This window comes from Phormidesmis priestleyi ULC007 (assembly GCF_003003695.1).
Lineage (GTDB): Bacteria > Cyanobacteriota > Cyanobacteriia > Leptolyngbyales > Leptolyngbyaceae > Phormidesmis_A > Phormidesmis_A priestleyi_A.
Genome location: NZ_PVWG01000008.1, coordinates 121,466 through 135,731 on the forward strand (window position 1 = coordinate 121,466; position 14,266 = coordinate 135,731).

14 protein-coding genes are annotated in these 14,266 nt (G+C 49.0%); 4 read left to right on the forward strand and 10 right to left on the reverse strand.

Annotation, left to right across the window (positions count from 1 at the left end; all coding sequences use genetic code 11):
• Positions 1 to 40: 40 nt before the first annotated feature.
• Positions 41 to 511: a DUF3598 family protein gene (locus tag C7B65_RS09715; protein WP_219898463.1), complete on the reverse strand. Its 471-nt coding sequence runs from the start codon at positions 509 to 511 to the stop codon at positions 41 to 43.
• A gap of 61 nt (positions 512 to 572) precedes the next feature.
• On the reverse strand, positions 573 to 1,025 hold the full coding sequence (locus tag C7B65_RS09720; protein WP_073071117.1) for a cell division protein SepF: 453 nt from the start codon (positions 1,023 to 1,025) through the stop codon (positions 573 to 575).
• 199 nt (positions 1,026 to 1,224) lie between these two features.
• Between C7B65_RS09720 and rlmN the strand changes: the two genes are divergently transcribed.
• Positions 1,225 to 2,352 carry a dual-specificity RNA methyltransferase RlmN gene (rlmN, locus tag C7B65_RS09725; RefSeq protein ID WP_317615812.1) on the forward strand — a complete coding sequence of 376 codons (1,128 nt, stop codon included), beginning with the start codon at positions 1,225 to 1,227 and terminating at the stop codon, positions 2,350 to 2,352.
• 92 nt (positions 2,353 to 2,444) lie between these two features.
• On the opposite strand, the gene C7B65_RS09730 is transcribed toward rlmN, so the two are convergent.
• From C7B65_RS09730 to C7B65_RS09740, 3 genes are all read right to left on the reverse strand, one after another.
• Positions 2,445 to 2,624, reverse strand: a complete 180-nt coding sequence (locus C7B65_RS09730) for a replication restart DNA helicase PriA (RefSeq protein WP_073071119.1) — start codon at positions 2,622 to 2,624, stop codon at positions 2,445 to 2,447.
• A gap of 261 nt (positions 2,625 to 2,885) precedes the next feature.
• On the reverse strand, positions 2,886 to 3,596 hold the full coding sequence (locus C7B65_RS09735; RefSeq protein WP_073071121.1) for a DUF4230 domain-containing protein: 711 nt from the start codon (positions 3,594 to 3,596) through the stop codon (positions 2,886 to 2,888).
• A 94-nt stretch (positions 3,597 to 3,690) separates the two neighbouring features.
• Positions 3,691 to 4,734, reverse strand: a complete 1,044-nt coding sequence (locus tag C7B65_RS09740) for a WD40 repeat domain-containing protein (protein ID WP_073071123.1) — start codon at positions 4,732 to 4,734, stop codon at positions 3,691 to 3,693.
• A gap of 146 nt (positions 4,735 to 4,880) precedes the next feature.
• Between C7B65_RS09740 and C7B65_RS09745 the strand changes: the two genes are divergently transcribed.
• Positions 4,881 to 6,359 (forward strand): MptA/MptB family glycosyltransferase, encoded by a 1,479-nt coding sequence (locus C7B65_RS09745; RefSeq protein ID WP_073071124.1) that lies wholly within the window; start codon positions 4,881 to 4,883, stop codon positions 6,357 to 6,359.
• A 176-nt stretch (positions 6,360 to 6,535) separates the two neighbouring features.
• On the opposite strand, the gene C7B65_RS09750 is transcribed toward C7B65_RS09745, so the two are convergent.
• The gene (locus C7B65_RS09750; RefSeq protein WP_073071126.1) at positions 6,536 to 7,201 is read right to left on the reverse strand and encodes an alpha/beta hydrolase; all 666 of its coding nucleotides are present in this window, start codon (positions 7,199 to 7,201) and stop codon (positions 6,536 to 6,538) included.
• Between the two features lie 164 nt (positions 7,202 to 7,365).
• The gene (locus tag C7B65_RS09755) at positions 7,366 to 9,234 is read right to left on the reverse strand and encodes a CheR family methyltransferase (protein ID WP_073071128.1); all 1,869 of its coding nucleotides are present in this window, start codon (positions 9,232 to 9,234) and stop codon (positions 7,366 to 7,368) included.
• 450 nt (positions 9,235 to 9,684) lie between these two features.
• Between C7B65_RS09755 and hppD the strand changes: the two genes are divergently transcribed.
• Positions 9,685 to 10,764, forward strand: a complete 1,080-nt coding sequence (hppD, locus tag C7B65_RS09760) for a 4-hydroxyphenylpyruvate dioxygenase (RefSeq protein ID WP_073071129.1) — start codon at positions 9,685 to 9,687, stop codon at positions 10,762 to 10,764.
• A 3-nt stretch (positions 10,765 to 10,767) separates the two neighbouring features.
• Here hppD and C7B65_RS09765 read toward each other — a convergent pair whose 3' ends face one another.
• Positions 10,768 to 11,760 (reverse strand): tetratricopeptide repeat protein, encoded by a 993-nt coding sequence (locus C7B65_RS09765; RefSeq protein WP_073071131.1) that lies wholly within the window; start codon positions 11,758 to 11,760, stop codon positions 10,768 to 10,770.
• Between the two features lie 170 nt (positions 11,761 to 11,930).
• Between C7B65_RS09765 and C7B65_RS09770 the strand changes: the two genes are divergently transcribed.
• Complete coding sequence (locus tag C7B65_RS09770) at positions 11,931 to 12,719, forward strand: glycoside hydrolase family 16 protein (RefSeq protein WP_073071133.1); 789 nt, start codon at positions 11,931 to 11,933, stop codon at positions 12,717 to 12,719.
• Between the two features lie 168 nt (positions 12,720 to 12,887).
• Here C7B65_RS09770 and larB read toward each other — a convergent pair whose 3' ends face one another.
• Together larB and C7B65_RS09780 are read right to left on the reverse strand one after the other, a co-directional pair.
• Positions 12,888 to 13,685 (reverse strand): nickel pincer cofactor biosynthesis protein LarB, encoded by a 798-nt coding sequence (larB, locus tag C7B65_RS09775; RefSeq protein WP_073071135.1) that lies wholly within the window; start codon positions 13,683 to 13,685, stop codon positions 12,888 to 12,890.
• Positions 13,686 to 13,908: 223 nt separating this feature from the next.
• On the reverse strand, positions 13,909 to 14,265 hold the full coding sequence (locus tag C7B65_RS09780) for a hypothetical protein (RefSeq protein WP_073071137.1): 357 nt from the start codon (positions 14,263 to 14,265) through the stop codon (positions 13,909 to 13,911).
• Position 14,266: the final 1 nt, after the last annotated feature.

The window sequence follows — 14,266 nt, forward strand, 5'->3', positions numbered from 1 at the left end:
AGTTCTTACGTTTTTTGTTAGTGAACTAGATTGTGAATGATTAGCCAACTCGATGTTCAACAATCAGCATCACTCCTTGAAACACTCCCTCGATCGAGAACGATTGAGTCGTGCGGATGCGCTGATTGGGTTGGACTAAGTTAATCGTTTCAGTCGCCAAAATTTTGCCCGTTGCTTTGTCGCAAATGTCAAAGACCAGCAGATGATCGGCGACTTCTTGCGCGATCATTGAGTAGTTAGAAAAAGGCGGGTCGGAGCTTTCGATCGTGACTCTGCCCGTTCCAGTCACTCGACCCACAAAATTCTGAGTGACTTTCTTACCATCAGGAAATTCGTGTTCGTTGGTTTGAATCCATTGATTGTCGATAATCTGCTGCGTTAATAAGCCCGTAAATCGCGTTGTTTCTTGGGCGTTGTGATCGATTCTGATCCAATCACCTTGCCAAACGCCTACGTGCTTTGGAAAGACGGCAAAATCTTTTAATTGGGGTTGACTATTGATCGATTCCATACGCTAAAGTTCACAAACCCATTAATTGACAGGAAAGCAGCATTTATTTTGCTCGATCGCATCATCCTGAATAGAGAGCAAACGGCTGAATAGGAACCATTGCGTGCAGTCGGGTTAGCCGCACAGAAGGCGGCGCAAACATAAAAACGTCTTTCCAGATGCGGCTCTGATGACCGTTGATCGCATAGACCGCTCCTGCTAAAAAATCGACAGCGCGTTGAGCTTCGCTGGGCGATCGCATCTTGGCGCATTTGAGAATTAAAACCTTTTGAGCCAGCAATGCATCCACGGCTTGAGGAATCTCTTCAAACGATAAAGGCTCTAGCACTACACATTCTTGAACAGAGTTTGCGATCGCGGGAATTGCAAGATTATTGGGCGATCGAGCGGATTCGTTAGTCTGGTTGAGTAGCTCAAATCCAGCTTCGTCTGAGAAGTCAGGAGTATTCTCATCCTCAAAATTCTCATGCCCCCAAAGACTAACCGCTTCAGAAAACTGCCTGAGAAGACGCATAATTTACCACTGGCTGCAAATTTCAGTACCTTTGTTCTTAGTATAGTCCGATTAGAGCGGTTCCGTCAGGCTCTTAACAAGCTGAACCACAGACCGTGAACGACTTCTATCATTAGACAGTAGACAACTACAAAACCGTCGCTCTTTCTCAAAAGAATTAAAGCTGGGCACTCTAAATCGGCAACCCGATCAGTTAAGTTTGCAGCAAGTAACGATTGCGAATTACGATAGGAGTCTGAGAGAGCAACTCAAGATATTTACCCCACCCTTTGCCGTGATTCAGCAGTTAGAACCCGCCCATCGTGTCGAGCATCAACCCCTTGTCGGAGCGTCTCTGACTGAGTTAACCGAGTGGGTCAAGCAGCAGCAGCAGCCCGCTTATCGAGGAAAACAACTGCACCAGTGGATCTATCAGAAAGGGGCACGATCGCTGAGTGATGTTTCAGTGTTTCCTAAGTCTTGGCGTGAAAATCTCGCTGATTATCCGATCGGGCGATCGCAGATTCACTTTCAGGCACCTGCGTTAGACGGCACGATCAAGTTCTTGCTGAAGCTCTCAGATGGTCAAATTGTCGAAACGGTTGGCATTCCGACTGAGAAGCGGTTAACGGTCTGCGTGTCTTCTCAGGTGGGCTGCCCGATGGCGTGTGATTTTTGTGCGACTGGCAAAGGTGGCTTTAAGCGCAACTTAGAACGGCACGAAATTGTTGATCAAGTGCTAACGGTGCAAGAGGTGTTTCAGCAGCGCGTCAGCAATATCGTGTTTATGGGCATGGGCGAACCGCTCTTGAACACCGATAATGTGTTGGGAGCCGTGCGATCGCTCAATGAAGATGTGGGCATTGGGCAACGGTTGATCACAATCTCCACGGTTGGGATTCCGGGGAAGATTCGTCGTTTGGCTGAAGAGCAGCTTCAAGCAACACTGGCGGTTAGCTTACACGCCTCCAATCAAGCGCTACGGACACAGTTAATTCCGAGTGCTCGTCAATATCCTTTAGAAACGCTGCTCAGTGAATGTCGCGAATATGTCAAGCTGACGGGGCGGCGAGTGTCATTTGAATATGTTTTGCTAGCAGAATTAAATGATTGTGTCGAACACGCGATCGAGCTTTCTGAACACCTGCGCGGGTTTCAAAGTCATGTGAATTTGATCCCTTACAATCCGATTAGTGAGGTCGATTATCAAAAGCCAGATCCGCGTCGCATTCAAGCGTTTGTGAACACGTTGAAGGAGCGGCACATCGCGGTGAGTGTCCGTCGTCCGCGCGGGTTGGAGGCAGATGCGGCTTGTGGGCAGTTACGGGCATCTCAGGCGATCGCTTGAAGCTTGAATTTGCTGATTAGCCAACGCTGAGACAAAAATTTAGGGATGCCCGATCGACATCCCTAAAAAATTAATGGATATTAAATGAGTGACTAGCGTCGGGCATAGATTCCGGGTGCATAAGCTTCGATGACGTTACCAGTCTCCGAGCAAGTGATCATTAAGTAATCGCAGGTAGGGCACTGAGTTCGGGTGAGCCGATTACTTTCTAGATAGTGCCGTTCAGCATGACTGCCACAGTTGGGACATCGAACACATTGAACTGTCTGCATTTTAAAGCCCTCTACCTTATCAAAATTTGACGAAAAAACTAAAAATCAATGAGAGACTCATAAGTCTACAGAGTGAAAACAAAAGGTGTCTAAAGCTACTTAAGTAATCGATTTGGTATCGCTGTGAGCGCTATTTGTCTCTCTCGATTATGGTCAGTATTGATGGAGATCAACTTTTTATTTGCGCTCAGTTTAACCTTAAAGCAAAATGGGGATCACCTGCCTAGAGAGTGATCCCGGTTCTGAACGCTTTTATTATCACTAAGGATTTTGACAGGCAGAAGATGCCGGGGCTTGAGTCTCAATCACAACTTCTTTAACATTGGGCACTTTGATCAGTTGAGTGACGGTGAGTTTTGCTCGATCGTTGGCTTGTAGCAAAATTCCGTTTGTGCAAGCAGCATCTTTGACCTTTTTAAGGGCTTCTTTTTGCGCCAAAGACTGAAGATTTGGGGCAACGTCGGGCCCAAGTCCTAGCAGCCCTCGGTTATAGTCATAGACTTTGGAGCGATTGACATCAATTTTGCTATCGAGAATCTTGGGTGGAGGTAGGCGCAGCCGCAGCGTTTCACCCACCATCTCAACGCTTTCAGGTGTGAGAACGCTTAAATCAACCCCGGCTCTTACCTCTCCATAGGCGATATAGAGTAGCCGAGTTGTGCCGACCACAAATCCGCCGACAGTGGCATCTTGTTGAGTCGGGATCACCGCCTCCATTGTGAAGACAGCGGTCGTGAGTTCACTGGCGTTGCGAATTTGTTGAATGACGACCGATCGGGTTTCAACTTTAGGCTGAGACGGCGGCGGATTGAGAAAACTCTGAACGCGGTTAAACCAGCGATCGCCTGATCGTCCTGCTCCTATGACGGCAACACCTGCCAGCATCAGGGCACTGCCTGTCAGCATCAATCCTATATTTTTGAAGACTACAAACCCGTTTGTTGCCCGCTTTTGGCGATTTTTTCCCCGCATCTGCCTGCCCTCAACGCCAATCACCCTGAATTGTAGCTGTTTAGTATAGTCTCGAACAGTTATCAAAGTATTTATAGGGGTTATCTGATTGATTTTATTGCCCAAAGAAACCCTCTGGTGCCGCAAAGCTGTTCGGGTGCCAGATGCGAATTCCATCGCTGCTGCTGCTGATTACGGTGTTTCCGTTTAAGCCAAAGGTGACAGACAGCCCACTATAAGAGGAGCCGCGCAGCATTCCTAAATAATCTTCGATGTCGGGTTGCCAAAATTGCATGGTGCCTCCTACAGCCGCCACGAGGGTTTGCCCATCTGGGGAGAGCGCTAAGTCAGAAGCCCCGATGCCAAAAGTGTGTAGCAGCATTCCAGAGGTGACTGACCAAAGTTTCATGCGGCTGCTGCCCGTCAATAGAGTTTCTCCATCTCGGCTAAAGGTGAGCGCTGTTAGATCTCCAGAGTTGACGGTCTGCAAAAGCTGTTTGGTGCTGACACGCCAGAGATAAGTTTTTTGCTTGCCAGCCGCCAGAAGTTCGCTGTTGGGGCTAAACGCGATCGCGACCACAGGTTGATCGCCGATGGTGTCTTGCCACTCTTGGGCGGCTAAGTTCCACAACTGCACCCCCGGACGGCTTAGGGTGCCATCTGCCCACTTAATTAAACGACTTCCACTGGCCAAAGTCTGTCCATCTGGGCTAAAGGCGATCGTGGTTGCCCGTCCAGAATATAAGGTTTTTAATAGCTGGCCCGTTTCTAGATTCCATAGCTTGATGGTGCGATCGAGGCTGGCACTGGCTAAGGTTTGACCGTCGGGGCTAATGGCTAATGCACTCACCCAATCGCGATGACCTGATAGCGTGCGCTGTTTTTTCCCAGTTTCCAGGTTCCACAGGTGAATGATGTCGTGAGTGCTACTGGCCAAAATCTTGCCGTCGGGACTGACCGTAATTTTGGTTGTTTGTTCGGTAGTTAAGGATTGATGTTGGGAATAGCACACCAAGCCATCAACATAAGAAGGAATGCAGACTCGATTGGAGACTCTCGCGGCGATGCTTTTGTCTAGCAAAAAATAAGCGCCGACGAGCAATGCCACGATCGCGATGATTCCGACTCCTCCTAAAATTAGGTGTTTTTTTTGACTCACGATCGCATCTCTTAAACTGTCTTTACTGACCCTTTGTTTAAGCTAATGGTGCCATGCTTGACAGGGGTTCTGCCACAAGTGAGATAACGGGTCTAAAATCTTGATGATATGCTCAAACAAATTTATTCAATAAAGTACACAATTTCGTGAAAAAAGCTGGAGTACTAATCGCGACGGCACTGCTTTGCGCTACTTATTTGAGCATTGCACTCGTTGATCTAGGTCTAGATAAATTTCACTATATTCTCGCGGGTGGCAAAAAATTTGCGACGTTTCCAAATGTTGCCAGTCAAATTGCTATTGGTGGCAGCTATCTAGCGCTGGCAATTATTTATCTCGTTTGGTTTTTTAACGCCGATCGCCGCGCTCCGGTTTTAAACTTTGGCGACATTCTGCAAAAGACTGCCGTCTTCTGGGTGATTGCATTAATCGCTTACCCGTTAGGCAATGATATCTATCTTTATCTGCACTCAGGGTTGATGGATCTGAGCGGGGTCAACCCATTTATCGCTCGTGCAGGGTTGTTTGCCTCTGAGCTGTCGCCCTTTGTAGACTGGGGGCAAACCTCCACTTACGGCCCGGTTTCACAGTTTTTGTTTAGGATATCCGCCGCGATTCTCTCGATTCATCCGATTCTGGCAATTTACAGTTTCAAAGTTTTTTGCTTGGCATTGCATCTTTTTAACGGTTATATCATCTGGCGACTGTTGCCCCGTCAAGAAAGCGAATCATTTTTCAACCGCGATCGGATTGCGATCGCCTATCTCGTTCACCCGCTTTTGTTAATGGAGCAGGTCGGCTCGGCTCATATTGATGTATTGATTTCAACGAGCGCGATCGTCTTAGTGGCCAGTCTTGCCAAACAGCGTTATTGGATTTCGATTGTGGCATTGTGGGGCGGGTTTTTGTCAAAAACAATTCCTTTGATTTGGGTGCCTTTAGTCACGCTTTTTTTGATTAGACAACGCCAGTGGAAACTGCTGCTTGACACCACACTAGCCTCGTTAGGGTTGATTTTAGTGCTGAGTGCGTCACAGCTTCCGGGGTTTAACGCCTGGAGTAGTTTGCTCAACCCTGGGGTAGCGGGACAGTTTCAAGCATCGCTGCTGACGATCGCTCGATTTGGACTCGATCTCGTGCGAATCTTTATTCCTGGCTCGATCGGCAGGAGTCAGCAGCAAACGATTCTTTTGATCGTGACTTATCTGACCTTGCTGGGGTTTGCTGGATTTTATGGGGCAACCCTCTGGCGCAGCTATCGACAGTGGAACTATTCGCAGCCTGACCTGGTTGAAGATATTGGCTGGGTGACTTTGGTGCTGCTGCTGTTTGCGACTCCGTGGTTGATGCCGTGGTACGCCTCGATCGGGCTGACGATCGCCGCGCTGATTCCCCAGGCTCGGCTGTTTGGGTTAACGAGTCTGGCATTTGGGCTGTCGAGCAGCGCTCAATATTTACTGCAAGGGCACAGCGCTTTAAAGGCTTTGGTGTCGATCGGCATTCCGCTAGTGGTGTTGTTGATTGGGTCGAGAGCGTTGAGGGTGAGTGCGATCGCAGATCTCCCCCAGCTTGAGCCATCAAAAGTCGAGCCGCCGTCAGAATTGAAGGATCACCTCAAAACCTAAAGCCGTGATCAAAGTTGCTGAAGTTACGTCAGTCCGACGAGTTTTTTCACTTCGTTGTCGGCGGCTTCTGCCCCCTAAATCCCCCATTCTGGGGGACTTTGAACCGGAAATCTTGGGGGATTTAGGTAGCTCTCCCGAATTCACAATTGTAGCCAATCACTTCTGTCGAACTGACGTTAAAGGTGGTTAATTAGCCAATCGTGAACGACTTGAGACACTTGATCGGCGACCTCATCTAACTCGTGTTTCGCTTCTGGATAGAGAATTAACCGTTTGGGTTCTTGAGCGATCGCGTAAATATATTCCGAACATCGAGGAGAAAGCACATGATCGGCTGTGCCGTGCAGCAACAGCAGAGAACACCGGGGAGCCAGTTGAGCCGCTGGGGCCGTCCCATAACTTTGACTCGCGAGGGTGATCACGGTTTGCACGATCGCAGAGAGAGCCGCCGCTTGAATCACAACCGCACCGCCAAACGAGTGCCCAATCAAGGCGATCGCGGGGATGTTTTCTTGGGCTAAAAATGCGATTCCAGCCAGGGTGTCGAAAACGGCTTCTTCTAAAATGGTCGAATAGCGATAGCGAATGCGTAGAGATGAGATGCCTGACGGTTGCAGCGTTTGATACAGTTGCGGATATAAGCCATCTGCGGGAGTGTCCCAGCCGCCTCTGACTCCGCCGACCCAGATTGCTCCAAGGCGGGCGCGTTCAGCCGAATAATAGCGACCTTGAATCTCGCCACGATCGGTCAACAGCGTCATCGATTGATAGTCATTTTGCTGAAGTTCTCGCCACTCGTCCAAAATCTCGGTTTGCGAAAGGGCTTTGAGATGTAGTTGCACGATCGGGTGCCTCTCAAATAGGAAGGATTGATAGGCGTTGCAGACTGATATAATCTATTGCCATCTGTAGGTTAGACGCGATCGTGCGGTGTGGCTTCTCTCTAAAGCTTAGTTATCAATGAAGTGGACCCGTCAGCTTTGATACAGTCGTTAAGCAACTCGGCTCACTTGGCTTGTTCTTCCATCAACAAAATTACCCCTCGCACTTGCTCATCGCCAATTAAGGGAGTGCAGGTTATCTGACATTTGAGCGATCGACCGCGACGATTAATCGCTGGCAGCGTCACCTCGTTGAGCGGCTCAGAAATTCCATTTAGGCAGTTGCGAATATGGACGCGCAGTTGTTCAACTGGCAGCCCAATTTCTAAATTTAAAAAGTGTTGCCCCAGCACTTCTACTGCCCGCAGCCCCCACCAGTCTTCAGATTTTTGGTTCCAGATTTGCACACGCAAGTCTCGATCGAGCACCACTACACTTCCTTTGAGACTGGTCAAAATCGATTCTAAAAAGTGATTGGATTGGTTGAGTTCTTCACTTCGTCGCTGAAACTCATCATTTACGGTCTGCAATTCTTCATTAGTAGATTGCAGTTCTTCATTCATCGTTTCTAGTTCTTCATTGGTGGATTGCAGTTCTTCATTAGTGGTTTCTAATTCTTCATTCATGGATTGCATCTCTTCATTGGTGGTTTCTAGCTCTTCATTAGTGGATTGGAGTTCTTCATAAGCCACCACCACTTCTTGATTTGAGTGCTCGACTTCTTCTTGCAGTCGCTTATGGCGAGTCATGTCAAGAAAAGAGATGCTAACACCGAGCCGATTGCCTGCCACGTCAGTCAAAAGGGCCACCTGAATATCGAAATAGCTGGTTTCACCTTCTATCGAGTGCCATGTCACATCGCGCACATAAACTATTTTTTGACCGCGATACACCTCTTCAAGGCGCGATCGTAGCTCGATGGGGCGATCAGAAATTTCTAGATCTTGAAAGGGGCGACCAATATGGCGGGGCGAAATGCCAAACAGCGATCGTGCTCGTGCGTTTGCTAAGGCGAGATTGCCATTGAGATCGGTGATGATGCGTGAGATCGGTCCATTATCAAACGCCGCTTCTCGCAGCCGCACATGAGTAGACAGCGGAGTCGTGATCGATCCCCCACTGATGGGGTTAATTAAGGTCAGGCGATCGCGCAACATCACCCTGGCAATTTTTGTAAAAACCCGGTAAGACAAATCGATCGGTGTAAACATCGTGACGTTGTTGAGCAGCATTTCTGCTTTGCCCAGAAATAGATAGCCGCCATCGCGCAAGGCAAAGTGAAAGCGCGTCAAAATCTTTGCCTGAGTCTCTGCGTTGAAATACATCAAGGTGTTGCGGCACACCAGCAGATCGATTTTAGAGATCGGCGCGTCTTGAATTAAATCATGGCGACCAAAAATCACAGACTGGCGCAAGTCTTTGCGAAACACGTAGCTGCTGACTTCGCCATCGGTTGGCGAGACGATCGGCTCAAAATAATTTGCCAACGAGTCGGGGGGCACATTCGCCACTTCTCTCGCGGTGTAGGTTGCTTGACGCGCATGATAAAGCGCCTCTTCATCGACATCGGTGGCATAGATCTTTACCCGTTGCATCTGCTCGGCTCCTAGCAGGTCTGTAAAGGCCATTGCCAGACTATAGGCTTCTTCACCACTAGCGCAGCCTGCACTCCAGATCCGAATCGGCTCGTCTGGCTCTTTTTGGGCAATGATGCGGGGCAAGACTTCGCTGCTCAAAAAGTCCCAAAAGGGGCGATCGCGAAAGAAGGTGGTGACGTTGATGAGCAGCGTGTTAAACAGGTGCAAAAATTCTTCTGGATGCACCTCTAAATAGTCTAAATATTCGCTGTATTGCTTAATGTTGATGGTTTGCATTCGGCGCTGCACCCGACGGCTCAGACTTGAGCGCTTATAGCCAGTAAAGTCAAACCCACGGTTATGCTTGAGGTAGTTTAGCAAGGCTTCAAACTGCAAGTCGATCTCTGGAGAAGTCATCAGGTTGGAATCAGCTACATTCTCAGTTCATTATTTAATGCTAGAACCGATTTGCAAAGTGATTGCAGGAATATACCCTAAGTGAAGGGTGGGATGGGCATCTTGCCCGTACAGGCTGGAAGCCTGTTCCACTCTGACAACTAAAAGGGATTGCTATAGTTGACCCATGCCACAGGGCACTAATCTAACGCCAGTTCGACGAGTTTTTTCGCTTCGTTGTCAGCGGCTTCTGCCCCCTAAATCCCCCAAAATTGGGGGACTTTGAACCTAAATTCTGGGCTTAAAGTCCCCCAAAATGGGGGATTTAGGGGGCTTCCAAATTCACAACCGCAGCGAAAAGATTCTGTCGAACTGACGTTAATCTAGATTCTTCCTTCAGAATGACCCGAAAATTCGATAATCAAGGCAAAATCTACAGGCAGAGTCATTGGGCGAAGTATTCGCGTTTTTATGCAAATTGATCACATTCATTTTTATGTAGAAGATGCTCGTCAATCGCGAGACTGGTTTATTCAAAAAATGGGCTTCTACTCGATTCCAAACGAGTTTTGCTTTACGATCGCCCCTTCTAATCACACGCATATCGAAGTTGTTGCTAACGGCTCGATCTATCTAGTTTTCTCCGCCCCGCTTAACGATTTCAGTCCTGTCTATCAGTTTTTAAGCGCCCATCCTCCCGGAGTCGTGGATGTGGCATTTGGGGTGGAGGATGTCGAGACTGTAATGAAGCGGGCGATCGCGCAAGGAGCCAATGTCCTTCAACCCCTTCAGACTCAAGGAAGCCTGAAATGGTCCCAGATCGCCGCATGGGGAACGCTAAGACATACACTGGTTGAGCGGCAGGCGAATTCATTAATTGTGGGCAAGACATCAGATAACGCGCTCAATGTCACCTTTAGCCGCATTGATCATGTCGTTCTAAATGTGGCTTTGGGCGATTTAGAACGAGCCGTTGATTGGTATGAAACCGTTCTTGGCTTTGAGCCTCAGCAGATGTTTGCGATTAAAACCGATCGCTCCGGTCTGTGTAGCCGCGTCATGCGCTACCCCAATAGCCGGGTGCAGTTGCCGATCAACGAGCCGACCTCAAACAATTCTCAAATTCAAGAATTTTTAGACCTGAATCGGGGCGCAGGCGTGCAGCACATTGCCATTCACACCGAGAATATTGTGGATGCGATCGCGCAACTCCGTCACGCAGGTTTATCGTTTTTGAATGTGCCTGCCACTTATTACACTCAGTTGCGGCAGCGTCTTGATTGTGCGCTTTCTGAGTCGCAGCTAAACGCGATCGCAGCCCAACAGATTTTAGTTGATTGGCAATCAGATCTGCCCGAAGCGGTTTTGCTGCAAACCTTTACTCAGCCTGTTTTTGAGCAACCGACCTTCTTTTTTGAATTAATCGAGCGCCACACTTATCAAGTCGCCGATCGTCTGCATCAGGCCCAAGGATTTGGGGAGGGCAATTTTAGGGCGTTGTTTGAAGCGATCGAGCGAGAACAGTTAAAGCGAGGCAGCTTAAAATCTTAGCATTCAACGCCGATCGCGTTCTAAGTCATAAATTGCTTTTTCCCAATACCAATCTTCTGACCTACCGGGGTGTTTGAGTTTTAGCTGTGCAACGAGATCGGTGATGATTTTGCGATCGTAGCTGACCAGTCGCCTCAATTGGTCTTGAACTTGGGGACTGATTCGCCCCGACGAGACGGCAGGTGGTTGGCGACTCGTCGGGGCATTTGTCGCTGTATATCGCCGCTCAGGAAGTTTAATCTGCTGGATTGCCTTTAACATCGACTGTTGCATCGCTGAATTTCCCTGCTGAAAAAACAGTCGGGCTGCCAATTGATAGTTTTCTGACGCGTAATCAGGGTTGCCCATTTTTTCTAAAACTTGTCCTCGCGCTGCGTAAGCCTCGGCATCGTCGGGATCGATTTGAATCGCCCAGTCCAAATCTTCGATCGCACCTGCAAAATCTCCGCGTCGTGCCTTATCGCTGGCTTGGTTGATAAATTCGCCAATCTCGATCGGGGCAGATGACTGAGCCAACTGATCGGGTGATTTGGGTTTAAGCTGTTGCGCGATCGCCATGCAGCGCCGACAGTTTGCCGCGTCTTTTTGCTCTAAATAAAGTTCAGCCGCTTTTTTGTAATGAACGATCGCTTTGCCGATCTGAGCCTTTCGCTGCCAAAGATTGCCCAGCAGATTATAAGCCCCAGCATGATTGGCATTGAGACGAATCACCTGTTCGGCATCGGCGATCGCGGCTTGCAGAACACCTTGATTGAGATAGGTCAAACTTCGAGCAAAATAAAAACGGGTGTTGTTAGCATCAAGTCGGATTGCGGTGGTGTAGTCGGTGATCGCCCCGGTCAAATCATTGAGCTTAAACCGGGCAAGCCCACGATTATAGTAGGCTTCGGTGAAATCTGGCTGAGTGGCGATCGCCTGATCAAACGCTTGGAGTGCTCCCTGATAGTCTTGTGCATCTGCTTTTGCAATGCCCTGTTGATAAAACGATTCACTCATGATTAAGCACTTACCACAGAGGAGTTCTTTTTATACAATTTAGTTATCAGCACAAAGGAGAGGAGCGAATATCAATTGTACAAAAATAACAACGTCAGATGATGAGAGCAAACTAGTTACCATCGCGTTATTTGAGGACATTCATGAAGAAAAAGACCGACAGGGCATGGATGAAATTGATTTTTCTTTGTTGTGTGACGCTCTTAGTAGTTTTAGGTTGCGTGTGGCGATCGACGGTTTCAGCCGACCCGCTGCGAGGTGCGTGTAAGTTGAGACAAACTTTTCATGACGAGTTTAATGGCAAGTCGCTTGACTCCTCAAAGTGGACGACTCGATTTTGGTGGGGCGACGGAAACATTAAAGACGGATCGCTCAACTACTATACAGACGAGAATGTGTCGGTCAGTAGAGGAGCCGCTCACATCAAAGTTGAAAAGAGAGCCGCTGGGGGCAAGCCGTATGCAAGCTCATTGATCAGCACCTATGGGAAATTTGCCCAAACCTACGGATATTGGGAAGTTCGCACCAAGATTGTTTCAGGAGATGGGCTGTCAGCTTTTTTTGCTACTGGAGCAGCCGATCGTTCATGGCCCCCGGAAATTGATGTGTTTGAAGTTCCGCAGCAAGAGCGGAAGGTGTTCATGACCAATCACTATGGCGCGAACAAATCGAATGAAGGGACGTGGGAGAGTCCGGTTGCTCTCAGTCGGGACTACCATACTTATGGAGTGCTGTGGAAACCAAACCTACTAGTTTTTTATATCGACAGTCGAGAACGATGGCGAACCACGATCGGGATACCCACTAAAGCCCTTTATCCGAGCATTGGTGCCGCAACCTGTGGCGGTTGGTGTGGTGATGTGTCGAAGGCTAAGTTGCCTAGAGTGATGGATATAGACTATTTCCGCGTGTACTCTGAGGACTGTTCGAGGTCAACTCCAGCTCCTACCCGACGGTAACAACAGATTTGAGAAAAATGAGCCATTGTACGCGATGTGCGGCTAAGAACCCTCACCCCAAACCCCTCTCCCACAGGAGAGATGCTCTCAAGCGATCTCTGGTTCCCTCTCCGGCGGGAGAGGGCTGTTTTTAGGCGGTTTTAGGAAAGTCGCACATCGCGTCATCGTCTAAAGTTTTTCTGACTTTGCTTTGAGTTTCGCCGCAGTTCTGAGAATTTGTCCTGCTAAAACTGCGGCTCCAAATCCATTGTCGATATTGACTACGCCGATGCCTGCTGCACAGGAGTTGAGCATTGTCAACAAGGGTGCGAGTCCATTAAAGCTAGCGCCATAGCCGACACTGGTGGGCACGGCAACGATCGGGCAATCTGCCAACCCTCCTACTACGCTGGGCAATGCGCCTTCCATGCCTGCGACAACAATCAGCACGTCAGCATCATTCAATACGTGCAGGTTATTCAACAATCGATGAATTCCGGCGACTCCAACATCCCAAAGTCGCTGCACACCAAAGCCATAAAGCTCGGCAGTGACAGCGGACTCTTCGGCAACGGGGAGGTCGGCGGTTCCGGCTGAGAGAATGCCGATCGTTCCGGGGATTTGGGGTTTGTGGTCTGGAGATGGGGGTGATTTTAAAGCACAGATTCGGGCAGTAGCGTAGTAGTGAACATCGGGCACGATCGCTCTAATCGCGCCATAAACGTCAGGTTCGATGCGGGTTGCCATGATCACCGAGGTGCGGTTTCGCATCGCTTCCATAATTTGGGCAATCTGCTGGGGAGTTTTTCCGGGGCCCCAAATCACTTCAGGAAAGCCTGTCCGCAGGGCGCGATGGTGATCGATATGGGCAAAGTCTCCGACGCGCTCATAAGAGAGATGTTTGAGTTTGGCGATCGCGTCTTCTGGGCTAATGTCTCCTAGAGCAACCGAGTTGAGCAGGGTTTTGAGGGCTTCAGGTTGGGTCATTTTGAACCGGGGCAGAGGGCATTTTGGGGTTTGTTAACGTGAATTCGATGAGATTTATCGCTTCGTCAAGAGCGGCTTCTGCCCCCTAAATCCCCCAGAATGGGGGATTTAGGGGGCGCGATGAACTGGTAACGAAGTCGTCGAATTCACGTTTTGTCAGTCAACCCGATCGTTCTCCTTTCATTTTAAGTTCGTCGAGGTTCCAAAGCCCAACTGGGCAAACTCAATCAGAATTGCGGAGTTGCATCAAGATGTCTAAGCAGGCTCCGGTAGTTAGACTCTGAGAGTCGAGGGCTTGAGCCGTTTGCCAACAGACGATCGCGCGATCGAACATTCCTTGCAGTGCCCACAGTTGTCCGGCTAACGCATGAAATTCTGCTTGCTGATGATGGAGCGAGATCGCCTGGTCATTTTGAGCGATCGCCTCCGCATATTGACCAGCTTCGAGCCGTTGAATCGCCTGCCGATGATGCCAAACCGCTTGATCTCGAACCTGAATTAGGGGAGAAAGATCAGCCCCACAACGGCGACAGAGAACCGCAGGAGGTCGGTAACTTGCATGGCACACGGGGCATTTCATC

Coding starts and splice junctions, on each gene's coding strand:
- C7B65_RS09715 (WP_219898463.1), bottom strand. CDS start 511: ATGGAATCGATCAATAGTCAACCCCAATTAAAAGATTTTGCCGTCTTT.
- C7B65_RS09720 (WP_073071117.1), bottom strand. CDS start 1,025: ATGCGTCTTCTCAGGCAGTTTTCTGAAGCGGTTAGTCTTTGGGGGCAT.
- C7B65_RS09730 (WP_073071119.1), bottom strand. CDS start 2,624: ATGCAGACAGTTCAATGTGTTCGATGTCCCAACTGTGGCAGTCATGCT.
- C7B65_RS09735 (WP_073071121.1), bottom strand. CDS start 3,596: ATGCGGGGAAAAAATCGCCAAAAGCGGGCAACAAACGGGTTTGTAGTC.
- C7B65_RS09755 (WP_073071128.1), bottom strand. CDS start 9,234: ATGACTTCTCCAGAGATCGACTTGCAGTTTGAAGCCTTGCTAAACTAC.
- hppD (WP_073071129.1), top strand. CDS start 9,685: ATGCAAATTGATCACATTCATTTTTATGTAGAAGATGCTCGTCAATCG.
- C7B65_RS09765 (WP_073071131.1), bottom strand. CDS start 11,760: ATGAGTGAATCGTTTTATCAACAGGGCATTGCAAAAGCAGATGCACAA.
- C7B65_RS09770 (WP_073071133.1), top strand. CDS start 11,931: ATGAAATTGATTTTTCTTTGTTGTGTGACGCTCTTAGTAGTTTTAGGT.
- larB (WP_073071135.1), bottom strand. CDS start 13,685: ATGACCCAACCTGAAGCCCTCAAAACCCTGCTCAACTCGGTTGCTCTA.
- C7B65_RS09780 (WP_073071137.1), bottom strand. CDS start 14,265: ATGAAATGCCCCGTGTGCCATGCAAGTTACCGACCTCCTGCGGTTCTC.